12 protein-coding genes are annotated in these 14,436 nt (G+C 73.4%); 5 read left to right on the top strand and 7 right to left on the bottom strand.

Annotation, left to right across the window (positions count from 1 at the left end; translation table 11 throughout):
• Window positions 1-34: 34 nt before the first annotated feature.
• From ACIA8L_RS08330 to ACIA8L_RS08315, 4 genes are read right to left on the bottom strand one after another with little or no spacing between them, the layout of a single operon-like run.
• Window positions 35-451, bottom strand: coding sequence for a hypothetical protein (locus tag ACIA8L_RS08330; protein ID WP_395901893.1), 417 nt, complete (start codon window positions 449-451; stop codon window positions 35-37).
• On the bottom strand, window positions 433-726 hold the full coding sequence (locus tag ACIA8L_RS08325) for a hypothetical protein (RefSeq protein WP_395901891.1): 294 nt from the start codon (window positions 724-726) through the stop codon (window positions 433-435). Before ACIA8L_RS08325 ends, ACIA8L_RS08330 begins: the two co-directional genes overlap by 19 nt.
• Before the next feature lie 33 nt (window positions 727-759).
• Window positions 760-1,326 carry a pyridoxamine 5'-phosphate oxidase gene (gene pdxH / locus ACIA8L_RS08320; RefSeq protein ID WP_395901889.1) on the bottom strand — a complete coding sequence of 189 codons (567 nt, stop codon included), beginning with the start codon at window positions 1,324-1,326 and terminating at the stop codon, window positions 760-762.
• A 15-nt stretch (window positions 1,327-1,341) separates the two neighbouring features.
• Complete coding sequence (locus tag ACIA8L_RS08315; protein ID WP_395901887.1) at window positions 1,342-4,320, bottom strand: CHAT domain-containing protein; 2,979 nt, start codon at window positions 4,318-4,320, stop codon at window positions 1,342-1,344.
• Window positions 4,321-4,344: 24 nt separating this feature from the next.
• Between ACIA8L_RS08315 and ACIA8L_RS08310 the strand changes: the two genes are divergently transcribed.
• Window positions 4,345-4,869 (top strand): restriction endonuclease, encoded by a 525-nt coding sequence (locus tag ACIA8L_RS08310; RefSeq protein ID WP_395901885.1) that lies wholly within the window; start codon window positions 4,345-4,347, stop codon window positions 4,867-4,869.
• A 7-nt stretch (window positions 4,870-4,876) separates the two neighbouring features.
• Here the strand turns inward: ACIA8L_RS08310 and ACIA8L_RS08305 are convergent, their stop codons facing one another.
• The gene (locus ACIA8L_RS08305) at window positions 4,877-7,708 is read right to left on the bottom strand and encodes a GH92 family glycosyl hydrolase (protein WP_395901883.1); all 2,832 of its coding nucleotides are present in this window, start codon (window positions 7,706-7,708) and stop codon (window positions 4,877-4,879) included.
• Between the two features lie 203 nt (window positions 7,709-7,911).
• Here ACIA8L_RS08305 and ACIA8L_RS08300 point away from each other — a divergent pair, with 203 nt between their 5' ends.
• Complete coding sequence (locus ACIA8L_RS08300) at window positions 7,912-8,604, top strand: hypothetical protein (protein ID WP_395901881.1); 693 nt, start codon at window positions 7,912-7,914, stop codon at window positions 8,602-8,604.
• Between the two features lies 1 nt (window position 8,605).
• Here ACIA8L_RS08300 and ACIA8L_RS08295 read toward each other — a convergent pair whose 3' ends face one another.
• A complete protein-coding gene (locus ACIA8L_RS08295) occupies window positions 8,606-9,010 on the bottom strand; it encodes a nitroreductase family deazaflavin-dependent oxidoreductase (protein WP_395904145.1) in 405 nt (134 codons plus the stop codon).
• 296 nt (window positions 9,011-9,306) lie between these two features.
• Here ACIA8L_RS08295 and katG point away from each other — a divergent pair, with 296 nt between their 5' ends.
• Together katG and ACIA8L_RS08285 are read left to right on the top strand one after the other, a co-directional pair.
• The gene (katG, locus tag ACIA8L_RS08290) at window positions 9,307-11,511 is read left to right on the top strand and encodes a catalase/peroxidase HPI (protein WP_395901879.1); all 2,205 of its coding nucleotides are present in this window, start codon (window positions 9,307-9,309) and stop codon (window positions 11,509-11,511) included.
• A 99-nt stretch (window positions 11,512-11,610) separates the two neighbouring features.
• Window positions 11,611-12,453 carry an alpha/beta fold hydrolase gene (locus ACIA8L_RS08285; protein ID WP_395901877.1) on the top strand — a complete coding sequence of 281 codons (843 nt, stop codon included), beginning with the start codon at window positions 11,611-11,613 and terminating at the stop codon, window positions 12,451-12,453.
• Here the strand turns inward: ACIA8L_RS08285 and ACIA8L_RS08280 are convergent.
• Window positions 12,434-13,741 (bottom strand): MFS transporter, encoded by a 1,308-nt coding sequence (locus ACIA8L_RS08280; RefSeq protein ID WP_395901875.1) that lies wholly within the window; start codon window positions 13,739-13,741, stop codon window positions 12,434-12,436. The genes ACIA8L_RS08285 and ACIA8L_RS08280 overlap by 20 nt on opposite strands.
• A 43-nt stretch (window positions 13,742-13,784) precedes the next feature.
• On the opposite strand from ACIA8L_RS08280, the gene ACIA8L_RS08275 reads away from it, so the two are divergent.
• Window positions 13,785-14,435 carry a TetR/AcrR family transcriptional regulator gene (locus ACIA8L_RS08275; RefSeq protein ID WP_395901873.1) on the top strand — a complete coding sequence of 217 codons (651 nt, stop codon included), beginning with the start codon at window positions 13,785-13,787 and terminating at the stop codon, window positions 14,433-14,435.
• Window position 14,436 lies beyond the last annotated feature (1 nt).

Raw genomic sequence — 14,436 nt, 5'->3', positions numbered from 1 at the left:
CCTCGTCGCCGCCAAACCCCGCCGGATGACCGGCTCAGACCTCGACGATCGACCACCGCTTGCCGAGCACGGCCTCGATCTGCTGCGGGAGCGCGGTGTAGACGGCGGCCGAATGACTGGCCGCCACGAGTGCCGCGTGCCCGGCTCCGGAACGTCCCGCCCGCGCCGCCATCCCACCGATGATGGGGAGATCGTCCGGCCCGTTCACGTCGGTATGCGGCTCATCGACCAGGACAACCGGCAGGAGCCGCAGGGGGCGCAGCATGTCGCGCTCATCGTCGGAGTGCAGCCCCGCATACGCCTCGATGAAACAGGTGCTGGGGACGGCGACCGCGAAGTTGTCCTCCGCGGCCCGGAACAACAGCTCGCCGACCCGGTCGACGCCGCGCACGTAGGCCATCAGCGCACCGCTGTCGAGGACCGCTTCGACGATCACCGCCGGGGCTGCCATTCGCCCGGCAGCACCCCTTCGGCCCGCAGACGGGCGAGGGCCTCGTCGCGCACATCGGTGGACACCTGCAGCTCCTCACGCAGCGCGGCGGCCTTCGCCGGGTCGGCGGTGAACCGCCGATGGCCGGCTCTGCTCAGCGTGTCCTGCATCCGCTCGACCAGCTGGCGGCGCCGCAGCGCGTCCGCCACGTAGGCCGACACCTGCCCGGGCGGCAGATCCCGCAGCGGCCCGGCGACGTCCTCGGGCAGCGAGACGGTGAACCGGAAGGTCGTCATACCGAACAGGCTACCCCAGTATGAACATCATGGTCAGGGCTGCAGGCGTGTCGTGGTCCAGCCGGTGGGGGTGCGGTCGTAGCGGAGGCGGTCGTGCAGGCGGTCGGGGCGGTCCTGCCAGAACTCGGCTGACTCGGGTTCGAGGCGGTAGCCGGACCAGAACGGCGGGCGGGTGGCGGGGCCGTCGGCGCCGAGTTCGGCCGCGCGGGCGCGCAGGGCGGGCTCGTCCAGCAGGGGGTCGCTCTGGTGGGAGGCGGCGGCCATGGCGCGGGCGAGCGGGGCCCGCTCGGCGAAGAGGGCGTCGGACTCGGCGGCGGGCAGTTGATGGACCCGGCCGGCGAGGTGGATCTGCTGGAGGGTCTCCCGCCAGAAGTACGTGACCTGGGCGTAGGGGCGGGCGGCCAGGTCGCGGCCCTTGCGGCTGACGGTGTGGGTGCCGAAGATCAGGCCGTCGGGGCGCAGGTGCTGGATGAGGACCGTGCGGCACGACGGGTGGCCGGTGGCGTCGGCGGTGGCCAGGCTCACCGCGTTGGGCAGGGTGATGCCGCTCGCGACGGCCGCGTCGTGCCACGCCCGCAGCCGCTCCATCGGGTCGTCCATCCTGGCCACGGTACGTCAGGCGCCGGTGTGGACGTGGGCGGCCCAGCGGGACGGGGACGTCGGCTCCTCCTCCCGGCGGCGGCGGACCGCGTGGTGCAGCGCCAGGGCCGACTGCGCGGTGGCCGGTGGGCGGGTGCCGCCGGCGGTCAGGTGGGTGTACACGTCGATCGCGATCCGGCTCGCGGGTTCGTCCGGCACCGACCACAGGGTGCCGATCACGCTGCGGAAGCCGGCGAGCTGGAACGCGCCGGTGATGTGCACGGCCTCGTCGGTCAGGTTCGGGTGGGTCTCGCCGGTGCGGCAGGCCGACAGGTACGCCAGCTCGGCGGCCGGCAGGTCGAGCTCGGCGAGGGCGGCCACGGTGAGCGGGGCGGTGGCGTGGTCGTGCAGCAGGAGGCGGCTGGTTTCGGGCGCGTTCCAGTCGCTGATGCCGTGGCAGGCGAAGTGCACGACCGGGTGGGCCGGCAGGGCGGCCAGGACGGATTCGCGGGTGGCGGCGGCTGCGTGCAGTACCGATGCCGGATGCAGCAGTTTGGCGACTCGGCGCGACTCGTAGGCGACGCCCGGCAGCGGCGCCGCGTCCGGGGTCTCCGGCAGGGCGACGACGAGCGACGGCCGCGGTCCCGGCGCGGGCGGGGCCGGGCGGCGGGCGAAGGCGAGGGCGCGGGCGGTCGGCGTGTAGGAGGAGACGGCCCGGTCCAGGACGCTGCGGCCGGGCCGGTCGTGGTGGCCGGCGGCGTGCAGGGGCAGGAACGCCAGGACACCGGCCGGGCACCACCACAGCCGCGGCCACGGCTCCCCGGCGGCCGGTGCGGCGTCGAGGCCGAGCGCGGCCAGGACCGGCTCGGCGACGGCGTCCCACAGCCAGGTCAGCACCGCGAGGATTTCGGGCTCGTCGCCGTGGCGGCGGGCGTGGAGGAACACGGCCGCCCGCTCGTGCGCCTCGGTGTGGTGCAGAGCCGGCAACGGTACCGGCTGTGGCGGCCCGTCACCGGTGAGGATGAGCGCGTCGCAGCGGGCCGGGGTGGTGGTGACGAAGACCAGCGGTCCGGCGCCGAGGTGGTCCACCGGGCCGGAGCGGGCCGTGATGCTCTCGGCCAGCAGCACCCCGCGGGCCCGTTCGAGGAGGTCCGCGGCCCGGTCGGGGCGGCCGGCGGCGAGGGCGGCCGCGGCGGCCGCGGACCCGACGCCGGCCTCCGCGCCGAGCCGGTGCGCGCGGTCGGCCCGGTACAGCTCGGCCGGCGCGACCTGCGGCAGCAACGCGACAACGGTCTCCATCGCGGCCAGGGCGGCGTCCGGGTGGCCGGCGTGCAGGTCGGCCCGGGCCCGCCGGCGCAGCGCCGCGATCCGGTCGGTGACGGTCGCGACCGCCAGGGCGGCGGACTCCTCGAGCACCTCCCGGGCCTCCGCGAGCGCGGCCGGGTCGCCGGATTGCTCGAATCCGCTGATCAGGACACTGCCGAGGTGGACCAGGTGGCCGGGCCGCTCCGCGTGATCGGGCGCGACCGCGGCCACGGCGGCCCGGGCCGCGGTGAGCGCGCCGGGCACGTCGCCCGCCTGGTGCAGGATCGCGCCGAGGTTGCCCTGGAACCGGGCGTGCAACGGGTGGCCGGGCGGGGCCCCGGCGAGGGCGGCGCGGGCGGCCGACGCCGCGTCCTCGAGCCGGTCCGCGGCGAGGTAGGCGATGGCCAGGTTCTCCGCCGAGCCCGCTTCCTCCAGTGCCGTCAGCGCCTCGGCCAGGGCCGCCCGGTCGCCGGTGCGCTGGAACAGCACGCGCAGCGTGTTGCCCAGGTTCGTCATCCGGCTCGCGCGCTTGGCGTGCTCCGGTGCCGTCGCGGCGACCGCCGCCCGGTGTGCGGCGACCGCCTCCCGCAGCAGGCCGGTGTCGCCGGTCCGCTCGTAGAGCTCCCGCAGCGACACGCCGAGGTTGGCCTGCACCAGGGCGGACCCGCCTGCGGCGCGGCCCGCGGCCACCGCCTCGTGGAGCAGCTCGACGTCGCCACGGTGCTCGTAGGCGCTCTGCAGGACGGCCGCCAGCGCCGCGGGGTTGTCGCCGGCCCGGGCGAACTCGACCGCCTCGTCGAGGAGGTCCGTGTCCCCGGTGTGGGCGTAGGCGATCCGCAGCGTCTGGGAGAGGTTGGACCGGCACACCGCCCAGCCGGGATGCTCCGCGCTGATGGTCTCGACCGCGAGCCGGGCCGCGCCGATCGCCTCGGCCAGGGCCGTCTCCTCGCCGGTCGCGGAGAACAGCATCTGCGCGCAGGTGCTGAAGTCGGACAGGCTCGCGGCCAGTTCGTCCGCGTCCCCCTCGTCGTCCTCGCGCGTCCGCTCGACCCCGTCCCAGGCCGTCTGCGCCGCGTCCCGCAGCGCGGCCGGATCGCCGGTGTACTCGTACACGGTCAGCAGGCGCCGGGCGACGTCGGCCGCGATGTCGCCGTAGCCGTCCGGGGTGCTCGCCAGCAGGAGCCGGCCGACGCGGACCGCCTCCCGCGCTGGGTCGAGCTCGCCGGTGCCCACGGCGAGCTTCGCGGTCGCCGTGTACAGGTTCTCCAGGACCATGGTGTACCGCTCGTGCCCCTCCGGCACCAGGTCGGCGCTCTGGCGGAACATGGCCGCGGCCGTCCGCAGCGTGTCCAGGTCGCCGGTGTCCTCGAACTCGGCCATCCGCTCGCAGCCGGCGTCGTTCCACTCGGCCGGGTCGTTCCCGCGGTCCAGGACGGCCCGCGCCCCGGCCGGGACCGCGCCCGGGTCGGCGCGGTACACCGGGATCAGCGCGGCCATCGCCGAGCGGTAGTCGTCCTCGTCGGGACTGCGCTCGTGGCGGACCCAGTAGAACCAGCCGACGGTGTGGCGCAGCTCCAGGTCGATCGGCCCGAGCTCGATCAGGGCCTCGGCCTCGGCGGTCGCGTCGGGCTCCAGGACGGGCTCCGGGTCACCGGTGTCGAGCGTCTGCGCGGTCCGCTGGCGGACCGCGGCGAGCAGCGCCGGTCGCATCTGCGTCACCTTATACTCCCGGCGATGGATGCCGCCGACCACTGGCCCGCCGCGGCGCTGACCCCGGCGGAGTACGAGCGGGCCGTCGCCCGGATCGCCGAGACGATCGGCCCGGAGGTCTCGGGCTGGCAGGTGCGGCACCTGGACGCCGTCGACGGGCTCGACGGCACCTACGTCATCGACGTGACGGCCCGGTTCCGGGTGGCCGGGCTGGACTTCCTGGTGCTGTTCGAGTGCAAGCGGCACGCGACCCCGGTGAAGCGCGAGCACGTCCAGGTCCTGCACGCGAAGCTGGCCGCGACCGGCGCGCACAAGGGCGTGGTCGTGGCCGCCTCCGGATTCCAGAGCGGCGCGCTGCAATACGCGCGGGCGCACGGGATCGCCTGTGTCCGCCTCGTCGACGACGCCTGGGTCCACGTGGTCCGCGACGCGCCGGTCGGGGCCCCCGGCTCCGCGGCGGGGCCCCGGGGGACGTACACGGCGTTCGCGCTCACGGCGGACGGGGACGACTTCAGCTACGCCCCCGTCCGCCGCGACCTGCTGGGCTGACCGCGACTCAGCTGTAGGCCTCGAACTCGTAGATCCGGGCCGCGCCGCCGGTGCCGGACTGTTCGGCGGCGATGACGTTCAGGCGGAGGTAGCGGGCCGTGGTGTTGACGGTGTGGGTGGTCACGCTGGCCGTGTTGCCGCGGGCCTGGACGATCGTGGTCCACGTCGTGCCGTCGGTCGAGGACTGCACGTCGTAGTCGCGGGTGTTCCACGACGTCGACTCGCCGCCCGCGCCGGCGTGGCGGATCGTGACCGACCTGAGCGTGGCGTTGCCGCCCAGGTCGACGCGCCACCACTTGCCGGTGCTGGTCGAGCACCACTTGTCGCTGGTGCCGCCGGAGACGCTGCCGTTGACGGCCTTGGCCGGGGACTCGTTGGTGTTGCAGGACGAGTCGGCGGTCGCGGGCTTGTTGAGGGCCAGGTTCGCCGACGTCGGCGGGGCGGTGTCCCAGGACGGCGGGAGGTCGGCAGTGGCGCTGCCCCACGTCGTGCTGGCCGTCGAGCCGAGCGTGAGCTCGACGGTGCCGCCCGCGCTGAGGATGCTCTCCGGCAGCCACGACTTGGTGGTCGTGGCGCCGTTCAGACGAGCGCTCTGGATGTACGGCGAGTTCGTCGCCGCCCCCGAGCCGTTGATCGTGATGGTGGCGCCGTTGCCGCGGCTGATGACGACCTGGCTGAACAGCGGGCTGCTCAGCAGGAGCTCGCCCCGGCCCGGCGCCAGGGGGTAGAGGCCGATCGCGGCGAAGACGTACCACGCCGACATCGCGCCGAGGTCGTCCTGCCCCGGGATACCGCCGGGGCCGTTCGACCACAGCGTGTTGACGACCTGCCGCACCGTCTGCTGCGTCTTGTACGGCTGGCCGGCGAAGTTGTACAGCCAGGGAGTACCGATGGAAGGCTCATTCGCGAGATCCGACTTGGCTCCGCCGGCCTTGGACAGTGCCCAGCTGCCGTCGCTGTTGTGGAAGAACGTGTCGAGCCGGGAGGCCGCGGCGGCGCTGCCGCCCATCTTCGCGAACAGGCCGTTCACGTTGAAGGGAACCATCCAGGTGTACTGCGCGCTGCTGCCCTCGGCGAACCCGTTGGAGCTCGCCGGGTCGAACGACTGCCAGACCCCGGCCGAATTGCGCTCCTGGATGTAGCCGTTGGCCGGGTTGAACACGTTCTTCCAGTTCTGCGCCCGGTTCAGGAACTGCGTCGCGTTGCCGGTGTCGCCGAGGCGCCCGGCGAGCTGGCTGATGCCGAAGTCGGCGGAGACGTCCTCGAGGGTCTCCCCCGCACCGCCCCAGGCGTTGCCGTCGGACGGGACGTAGCCGATGGACAGGTACTTGTCGAGGGACGGCCGCTCGCCGACCACCATCACGTTCCAGCCGGTCCGGCTCAGGTCCGCGGCCGTCACGGTCGTCGCCGCGTGCACCATCGACGTGAGCGCACCGGCCGCGTCGAACGTGGTGCCGCCGAACGCGTAGATGCTCGGCACCGCCGCGTGGGCCGGGTCGCCGGTCATGACGTGGGTGCCGCCCTGGTTGTGGGTCCAGCGGTCCCAGACGCCGCCGTTCTGGTTGGCCTGGTTGTACAGCGACTGCGCGATGTCCGCGCCGACGTCGGGTCTGAGCAGGGTGACGAGCTGGAGCTGGTCGCGGTACACGTCCCAGCCGGAGAAGTTCGCGTACTGCGCCTTCTGCGCCCCGGACACGGTGTGCACGGCCTGGTCCATGCCGCGGTACTGCCCGTTGACGTCGCTGAAGACGTTCGGGTGCAGCAGGGAGTGGTACAGCGCCGTGTAGAACGTGCTCTGCTGCGCGGCCGTCCCGCCGGTGATGGCGACCCGGTTCAGCTCGGCGTTCCAGGCGTCGTGGGCCCGCGTCCGCACGGTGTCGAACGACGTCCCGGCCGGGTTCTCGGCGTCCAGGTTGGCCTTGGCGTTGGCCGCGCTGACGTAGGAGATGCCGACCCGCACCCCGACCGCCGGGCCGGAGCTGGTGTCGAAGCTGACGTAGGCGCCGGAGCCCTTCCCGGCCGGCGGCCAGCCGGCGGTGCCGTAGGTGGTGCCGCCGCTGGAGCTGGTGGAGCCGGCCGCCAGGGTGCCGTCGGTCCAGGTGCCGGTGCTCGCGAACGGTTTGTCGAAGGCGGCGTAGAAGTACAGCGTGTAGTAGCTGCGCCGGTCCTCGGTGTTGATGTACCCGCAGAAGTTGCCGCTCGTCACCGAACCGCTGATGACCCGGTTCGCACTGTCCACTGTGGTCGTGGCCGCGCTGCTGCCGACCTCCGAGTTGGAGGTGCGCACCAGCAGGGACGCGGCCTTCCCGGTCGGATACGTGAGCCGGGCGGCACCGGTGCGCGCGGTCGCGGACAGCTCGACGTTGACGCCGGAGTCCAGGCCGACGCGGTAGTACCCGGCCGTGCCGGACTCGTTCGCGTGCTGGAAGTTACTGGCGAACGTCGCATCGGTACTGTCGGCCGACGGCGACGAGCTCACCGCGCCCGGATAGGGCAGGAACGGCACGTCCCCGGACCCGCCGGCGCAGCCGGTCCCGGACATGTGGGTCAGGCTGAACCCGCGGATCCGCGTGACGTTGTAGTCGTAGCCGCCGGGCTGCGGCGTGCGGGTCTGATCGCCGCGGGTGTTCTCCGGGCTCCACTGGACCATGCCGTAGGGCGCATCGGCCCCCGGGAACGTCTCACCGGAGTTGGCGGACCCGATGAGCGTGTTGACGGTTGCGGCCGGATCAGCGACCGCCGCGTTCGCCGGGGCGACCGCGCTGACCTGCACAGCCGCGACCGCGACGGCCAGCGCCGCCGCGGCCGCCAGGGCACGCTTCGTTGGATGTGGACGCACGTGAATACGCCTCCTGAGGGGGTTGGTCAGGCAACGCGGACCCGCACGCCCAATGGCGGGAGCGCCCGGGTCCGCTCAACGACCTATGTCGATCCCTAAGGAAAGCTAACAATCACGTCCATCGACATCAAGAGGGTTTTGTAAAAATTTTGCGCACGGGGTGGTTTTACGAAAAGACAACGGCGGGCTGCGACGATCGCCGCATGTCGACGCCGCTTCGCTACTGGCTGCTATCGCTTCCGCTGCTCGCGACCGCGTGCGCCGCTCCCGCGCCGGTCGCCGCGGGCGGGTTCGGGCTGGCGCAGCTGCAGGCCCGGCTGATCGCGCCGGCGCGGCTCGGCGACGGCTGGTCGGCGATCGCGCTGCCGGTGGACGGCAAGCGTCTGCCGGCGCTGTGCGCGGGTGGGGACGTGCCGGGGCCGCCGATCAGCGGGGCGGAGGTCGCCGTGGTGGCCGCGTCGAAGGACTTCGCGCCGCCGGGCGGGGCACCGCCGCAGTTCCTGACGCAGTACGCGCTGGTGTTCGCCGACGACGAGGCGGCCGTGCGGTTCCGCGACGGGGCCCGGGCCGCCGCCGACGCCTGCCGGCCGTCCGTGTCCGTGGTCGCCCCGGCGACCGACACCGGCGAGCAGCCGGCCCCGTACACGGAGACGGTCGAGGTCACGGACGCCGCGCACCACGGCTGGACGGGGTTCGTGGTGCGGCGCCACCAGACGTACCCCGCGGCCCAGCCGGCGGCCGGCGACACCGCGGTGGCCGTGCTGTCGTCGAGCAACGCCGTGCTGGTCGTGCGCTACACGGCGTCGGTGCGGGGCGAGGTGCCGGCGGCGGACGTGTTCACCCAGGCCTGGACGCAGCGCCTGGCCCAGGTCACGGCCGCCGCCGGCACGGCCTGAATCAGCGGCGGGTCAGGGCGATGAGCGGGATCCGGCGGGCGGTCTTCGTCTTGTAGTCGGCGAAGCCGGGCATCCTGGCGACCAGGCGCTCCCAGGTGGCCGCGTAGTCGTCGCCCAGGACCTCCTCGGCGTGGACGTCGACGTGTTCGGTGCCGACCTCGGCGGTCGTGTCGGGGTTGGCTTTGAGATTGTGGTACCAGTCCGGGTTCTTGTCGGCGCCACCGGCCGAGGCGACGATCACCATGCGGTCCCCGTCGGGCAGGTAGGCGACGGGATTGACCCGCTCGGTGCCGGTGCGGGCGCCGTGGTGGTGGATGAGCAGCAGCGTGCCGCCCGCGAACGGCCCGCCCACCTGCCCACCGTTGGCGCGGAACTCCTCGATGATCTTCGTGTTCCAGTCACTCACGACCTCCATCAGACCACCACCAGCGACCGGTGTCGATCACCGCACCGATGGGCGGCGGCTCGGCCGATGACCGGTGGCACTCCGGCGTATGCCGGAAGCGTGACCGGGCTCACATCGCATCGGTACGATGGATAGTCCCGACAATGCCGACAGCAGGCACAAAGCCCCTGATATCCCGCGTCCGAGCCGCCCGCCGAGGGTGACGCACCGCAACCGGTCGCGCGTCAGACTTGATCTGTTCCAGAAAAGGGACAAGACTCGGGTGCGACCGGAGATGATTAGGAAGAAGGACCGACGTGTCTGACCACAAGGACGCGACCGCGAGCACCAGCGAAAGCGAAAACCCCGCCATCCCCGCGCCGACCGCCAAGACCGACGGGCGGCCGCACACCAACCGGGACTGGTGGCCCAATCAGCTGGACCTCTCGGTACTGCACCGGCACTCGCCCCGGTCCAACCCGCTGGGTGTGGACTTCGCCTACCACGAGGCACTCAAGCAGCTCGACGTCGAGGCCCTGCGCCGCGACCTCGCCGCGCTGATGACCGACTCGCAGGAGTGGTGGCCCGCCGACTACGGCCACTACGGCCCGCTGTTCATCCGCATGAGCTGGCACGCGGCCGGCACCTACCGCACCTACGACGGCCGCGGAGGCGGTGGCAGCGGCGCGCAGCGCTTCGCCCCGCTCAACAGCTGGCCCGACAACGCGAGCCTGGACAAGGCCCGCCGGCTGCTGTGGCCGATCAAGCAGAAGTACGGGCAGAGCGTCTCCTGGGCCGACCTGCTGGTCTTCGCCGGCAACGTCGCCTACGAGACGATGGGCTTCAAGACCTTCGGCTTCGCGTTCGGCCGCCCGGACATCTGGGAGCCGGAGGAGATCTTCTGGGGTCCCGAGGACACCTGGCTCGGCGACGAGCGCTACAGCGGCGAGCGGGACCTGGCCGAGCCGCTCGGCGCGGTGCAGATGGGCCTGATCTACGTCAACCCGGAGGGCCCGGCCGGCGTGCCGGACGCGCTCGCGTCGGCCCGTGACATCCGCGACACGTTCGGCCGCATGGCGATGAACGACGAGGAGACCGCGGCGCTGATCATCGGCGGGCACACCGTCGGCAAGGCGCACGGGGCCCACTCCGCCGACAACCTCGGGCCGGAGCCGGAGGGCGCGCCGATCGAGCAGCTCGGCCTCGGCTGGAAGAACCAGGCCGGCACCGGCAAGGGTGCCGACACGATCACCTCCGGCCTCGAAGGTGCGTGGACCAACGCGCCGACCACGTGGGACAACGGGTTCCTCGACAACCTCTACGGCTACGACTGGGAGCTCACCGAGAGCCCGGCCGGCGCCAAGCAGTGGAAGCCGAAGGACGGCGCCGGGGCCGACACGGTGCCCGATGCGCACGACCCGTCGAAGCGCCACGCGCCGGTGATGCTGACGTCGGACCTCGCGCTGCGCTTCGACCCGATCTACGGGCCGATCACCAAGCGCTGGCACGAGCACCCCGAGGAGCTCGAGGCCGCGTTCGCGAAGGCCTGGTTCAAGCTCCTGCACCGCGACCTGGGACCCGTCTCGCGCTACCGCGGGCCGTGGATCCCCGAGCAGCAGCTGTGGCAGGACCCGGTCCCGGCCGTCGACGGCGAGCTGATCGACGAGTCGGACGTCGCCGCCCTCAAGGCGAAGCTCCTCGACTCGGGCCTGTCCGGCACCCAGCTGATCGCGACCGCGTGGGCGGCGGCGGCCAGCTACCGCGGCACCGACAAGCGCGGCGGGGCCAACGGTGCCCGCCTGCGCCTGGCGCCGCAGAAGGACTGGGAGGTCAACGACCCGGCCAGTCTCGCGGTGGTACTGCCCGTCCTCGAGCAGATCCAGAAGGACTTCAGCGCCGGGGGCAAGACCGTCTCGCTCGCCGACCTCATCGTGCTCGGCGGCACCGCGGCGGTCGAGCAGGCGGCGAAGGCGGCCGGCGTCGACGTGACCGTGTCGTTCGCGCCGGGCCGCACCGACGCGACGCAGGAGCAGACGGACGTCGACTCGTTCCGGTTCCTGGAGCCGCGCGCGGACGGCTTCCGCAACTACACGCGCTCCGGCGACAAGCTGCCGGCCGAGGTGCTCCTGGTCGACCGGGCCTACCTGCTCAACCTCTCCGCCCCGGAGATGACGGTGCTGCTCGGCGGCCTGCGCACGCTGAACATCAACTACGGCGGCACCGCGCACGGCGTCCTCACCGACAAGCCGGGCACACTGAGCAACGACTTCTTCGTCAACCTGCTCCGCGCGGGCACGGAGTGGTCGGCGTCGAAGACAGACGAGAACGTCTACGAGGGCAAGGCCGCCGACGGCTCGGTCACGTGGACCGCGACCGCCGTCGACCTGGTCTTCGGCGCCCACTCGCAGCTGCGGGCGATCGCCGAGGTCTACGCCTCCGCCGACGGCCAGGACCGGTTCGTTCGGGACTTCGCGGCGGCGTGGACGAAGGTCATGAACAACGACCGCTACGACCTGGTCTAAAACCCAGCCGCAGCGATCCCAGTCCCCGGGCCGGTCCACCGGCCCGGGGACTGTTTGGTTAGGCTGACCTTCCCAAGCGGACGAGGGAAGGGCCCGCCAGTGGAGCACTCATACGGGGTCAGCGGCTGGGCGGGGACCGGCGACGGCCGGCGGCTGCACTACATGAGCGCCGGGGCCGGTGAGACCACGGTCGTCTTCGTCTCCGGGATGGGCCTGTCCCGCTCCGTGTGGGGCCTGGTCCAGCCGCTCGTCGCCGAGCGCACCCGGGCCGTCGTCTACGACCGGGCCGGGACCGGCCGCAGCGACGACGACCCCGAGCCGCTCACCCTCGGCCGGATGGCCTCCGACCTCGACGCGCTGCTGCGCGACCTCGGCGACGGCCCGTACGTGCTGGTCGGGCACAGTTGGGGCGCGCCCCTCGCGCGGGCCGCCGCGGCCGCCGAGCCGGGCCGGATCAAGGGCCTCGTCCTGGTCGACCCGACCGACGAGCGCTGTGACCGGTACTTCGCCCGGTCCGCCCGCCGCCGCTTCGCCGTGACGAAGCGCCTGGCCCCGGCCATGGCCCGGACCGGCCTGTACCGACTCGGCAGCCGCCCCGGCATGGTCCAGCCGGCCGACGTCGCCGCCGAGCACCGGGCCGAGGACTTCACGGTCCGGGCCGCCCGCACGATGGCGGCCGAGCTCGAGTGCTTCCTCGACGACCTGCGCCAGCTGCGCGACGAGCCGCCGCAGCTGGGCGACCTGCCGGTCACGGTGATCTCCGGCACGGCCCCGGCGAAGTACGACAGGGCGGTCCGCGAGGCCGTCCTCGACGCCCACCGCCGCGCCGCCGAGTCGCTGCCCAACGGCCGGCTCGTGCCCGCCGAGGCGTCCGGGCACCTGGTCATGTTCACCGAGCCGGAGCTGGTCGCGGCCGAGGTCATCACCGCGGCGGAGCGCTGAGCGCGACCCGCCCGTCGAGGGTGTAGGCGCGCTGCGCGAACACCGCCACCAGCATGAGCGCCGCCGGTACGGCCCCGAAGCCGAGCCGGATCCAGATGACCGCCGAGTCCGGCTGCACGGTGACCTCGTCTCCGGTGCTCGCGACGAAGCCGCCGGCGGCCAGGCAGGCCGAGTAGACGTACGGGCCGAGCGCCCCGCCGAGCGAGTCGGCCGCCGTCCACACCCCGGTGTAGCCGCCGGCGCTCTCCGGCCGCCCCGACGCCGCGACGACGTCGGGCAGCATCGAGAACGGCAGCAGCTGCAGGGCGGCGAACGCGACCCCGAGGACGGCGACGGCGGCGATCAGGACCGGCCGGCCGGCCGCGGAGCCGGCGGCGAGGACGAGGCAGCCGGCGACGAACGCGGCCTGGGCGACCAGCAGGCCGCGCTGCTTGCCGTAGCGCCGGGCCACCCGCACCCACACCGGCGTGGCGATCAGCGCCGGGGCCAGGAACGCGGCGACGAGGACGGTCGTGAGGCTCGGCCGGCCGAGCTCGTACTTGGTGTAGTAGGGCACGGCCGCGAGGACCAGGTGCGAGGTGGTCGACATGGTTAGGTAGGCACCGACAAGCCGGCGGAACTGCCGGTCCCGCAGCGCGATCAGCAGGCTGTGCCCGGAGCGGGGCCGGTCCAGCGGGGCGGCCCGCGCGAGGCGGCCGACGCCGGCCACGCCGACCAGCATCGCGGCGAGCATCAGGCCGCCGAGCGCCATCGCCATGGTCCCGTAGCCGGCGTCGCGGGCCAGCAGCGGCGCGGCCAGGCCGCTGGCCAGGATGCCGATCGTCAGCACCACCATGCGGAAGCCCATCAGCCGGGTCCGCTCGTGGTAGCCGATCGCGAGGTCGGCCGGCGTGGACAGGTACGGCACCTGGTACGCGGCGAACAGCAGGTTGCCGGCGACGAACGCGACCGCGACCCAGCCGGCCGCCGCGGGCCCGGTCAGCCCGGCCGGTACCGTGAACAGGGCCACGAACGCGACGACGAGCGCGCACCCGGCCAGCAGCAGCCGGCGCCGGCGGCCGTGGCGGGCCAGATCGGCGTCGGAGACGGTGCCGACCCACGGGTGCAGCACCACGTCGGCGATCTTCGGGATGAGCAGGGTGGCCCCGGCGAGCAGGGGCGGCACGGCGAGGATGTCGGTGAGGAAGTACAGCAGCAGCAGGCCCGGCACCGTGACCCAGACGCCCATGCCGAACGATCCGGTCGCGAACGCGGCCAGCCCGGCCCGGGGTAGACGCACGTCGGCCATACCGCTCCCAAAATATTCAACGGTTGATGGATAATAGACGGCGATGGAGCACCAGGAAACCCCCCGCCGCGGCCCCGGCCGCCCCCGGCGGGACGAGCGGGCCGCGACCAGCGAGTCGATCCTGGCGGTGGCCGTGGGACTGTTCGCCCGGCACGGGTTCGCGGCCGTGAGCCTGCGGCAGGTGGCCGAGGCGGCCGGGGTCGACGTGGCCACCGTGCACCACCACACCGGCGGGAAGGCGGCGCTCTACGAGGCCTGCTTCGGGCTGGTCTTCGCGGCCGAGCGCGACGCCCTGGCCCCGGTGCTCATCGACGCCCGCCTGGCCCTGCCCGGCGGGCCCGACGCCGTGCTGCCGGTGCTGCACCGCCTCGTCGACACGTTCGTCGACTTCCTGGAGGCGCACCCGGAGAACACCGGCCTGTGGCTGCGCCGCTGGCTCGACCCGGCCGGCCACGAGGGTCTCGACGAGCGCTACTCGGCCCCGCTGTACGGCGAGGTCGCCGACATTCTCGCGGCGGCAGACGCGGCCGGCGTCCTGCACGAGCCGGCCCCGCGCACCGCCGTGCGCAGCCTCATCTGGGCCCTGCACGCGCACGCCGTCCACGTGCTGCACGAGGGCCCGGACGCCGACCGGCAGCGCGAGGCGCGGGCGTTCGCGCATCGATGGCTGCGCCGGATGTACGAGACCGCTTGAC

The organism is Dactylosporangium sp. NPDC051541, from assembly GCF_044454505.1.
Taxonomy (GTDB): domain Bacteria; phylum Actinomycetota; class Actinomycetes; order Mycobacteriales; family Micromonosporaceae; genus Dactylosporangium.
This window is presented reverse-complemented; position numbering and strand designations above follow the sequence as displayed.

Coding starts and splice junctions, on each gene's coding strand:
- ACIA8L_RS08330 (WP_395901893.1), bottom strand. CDS start 451: ATGGCAGCCCCGGCGGTGATCGTCGAAGCGGTCCTCGACAGCGGTGCG.
- ACIA8L_RS08325 (WP_395901891.1), bottom strand. CDS start 726: ATGACGACCTTCCGGTTCACCGTCTCGCTGCCCGAGGACGTCGCCGGG.
- pdxH (WP_395901889.1), bottom strand. CDS start 1,326: ATGGACGACCCGATGGAGCGGCTGCGGGCGTGGCACGACGCGGCCGTC.
- ACIA8L_RS08315 (WP_395901887.1), bottom strand. CDS start 4,320: ATGCGACCGGCGCTGCTCGCCGCGGTCCGCCAGCGGACCGCGCAGACG.
- ACIA8L_RS08310 (WP_395901885.1), top strand. CDS start 4,345: ATGGATGCCGCCGACCACTGGCCCGCCGCGGCGCTGACCCCGGCGGAG.
- ACIA8L_RS08300 (WP_395901881.1), top strand. CDS start 7,912: ATGTCGACGCCGCTTCGCTACTGGCTGCTATCGCTTCCGCTGCTCGCG.
- ACIA8L_RS08280 (WP_395901875.1), bottom strand. CDS start 13,741: ATGGCCGACGTGCGTCTACCCCGGGCCGGGCTGGCCGCGTTCGCGACC.
- ACIA8L_RS08275 (WP_395901873.1), top strand. CDS start 13,785: ATGGAGCACCAGGAAACCCCCCGCCGCGGCCCCGGCCGCCCCCGGCGG.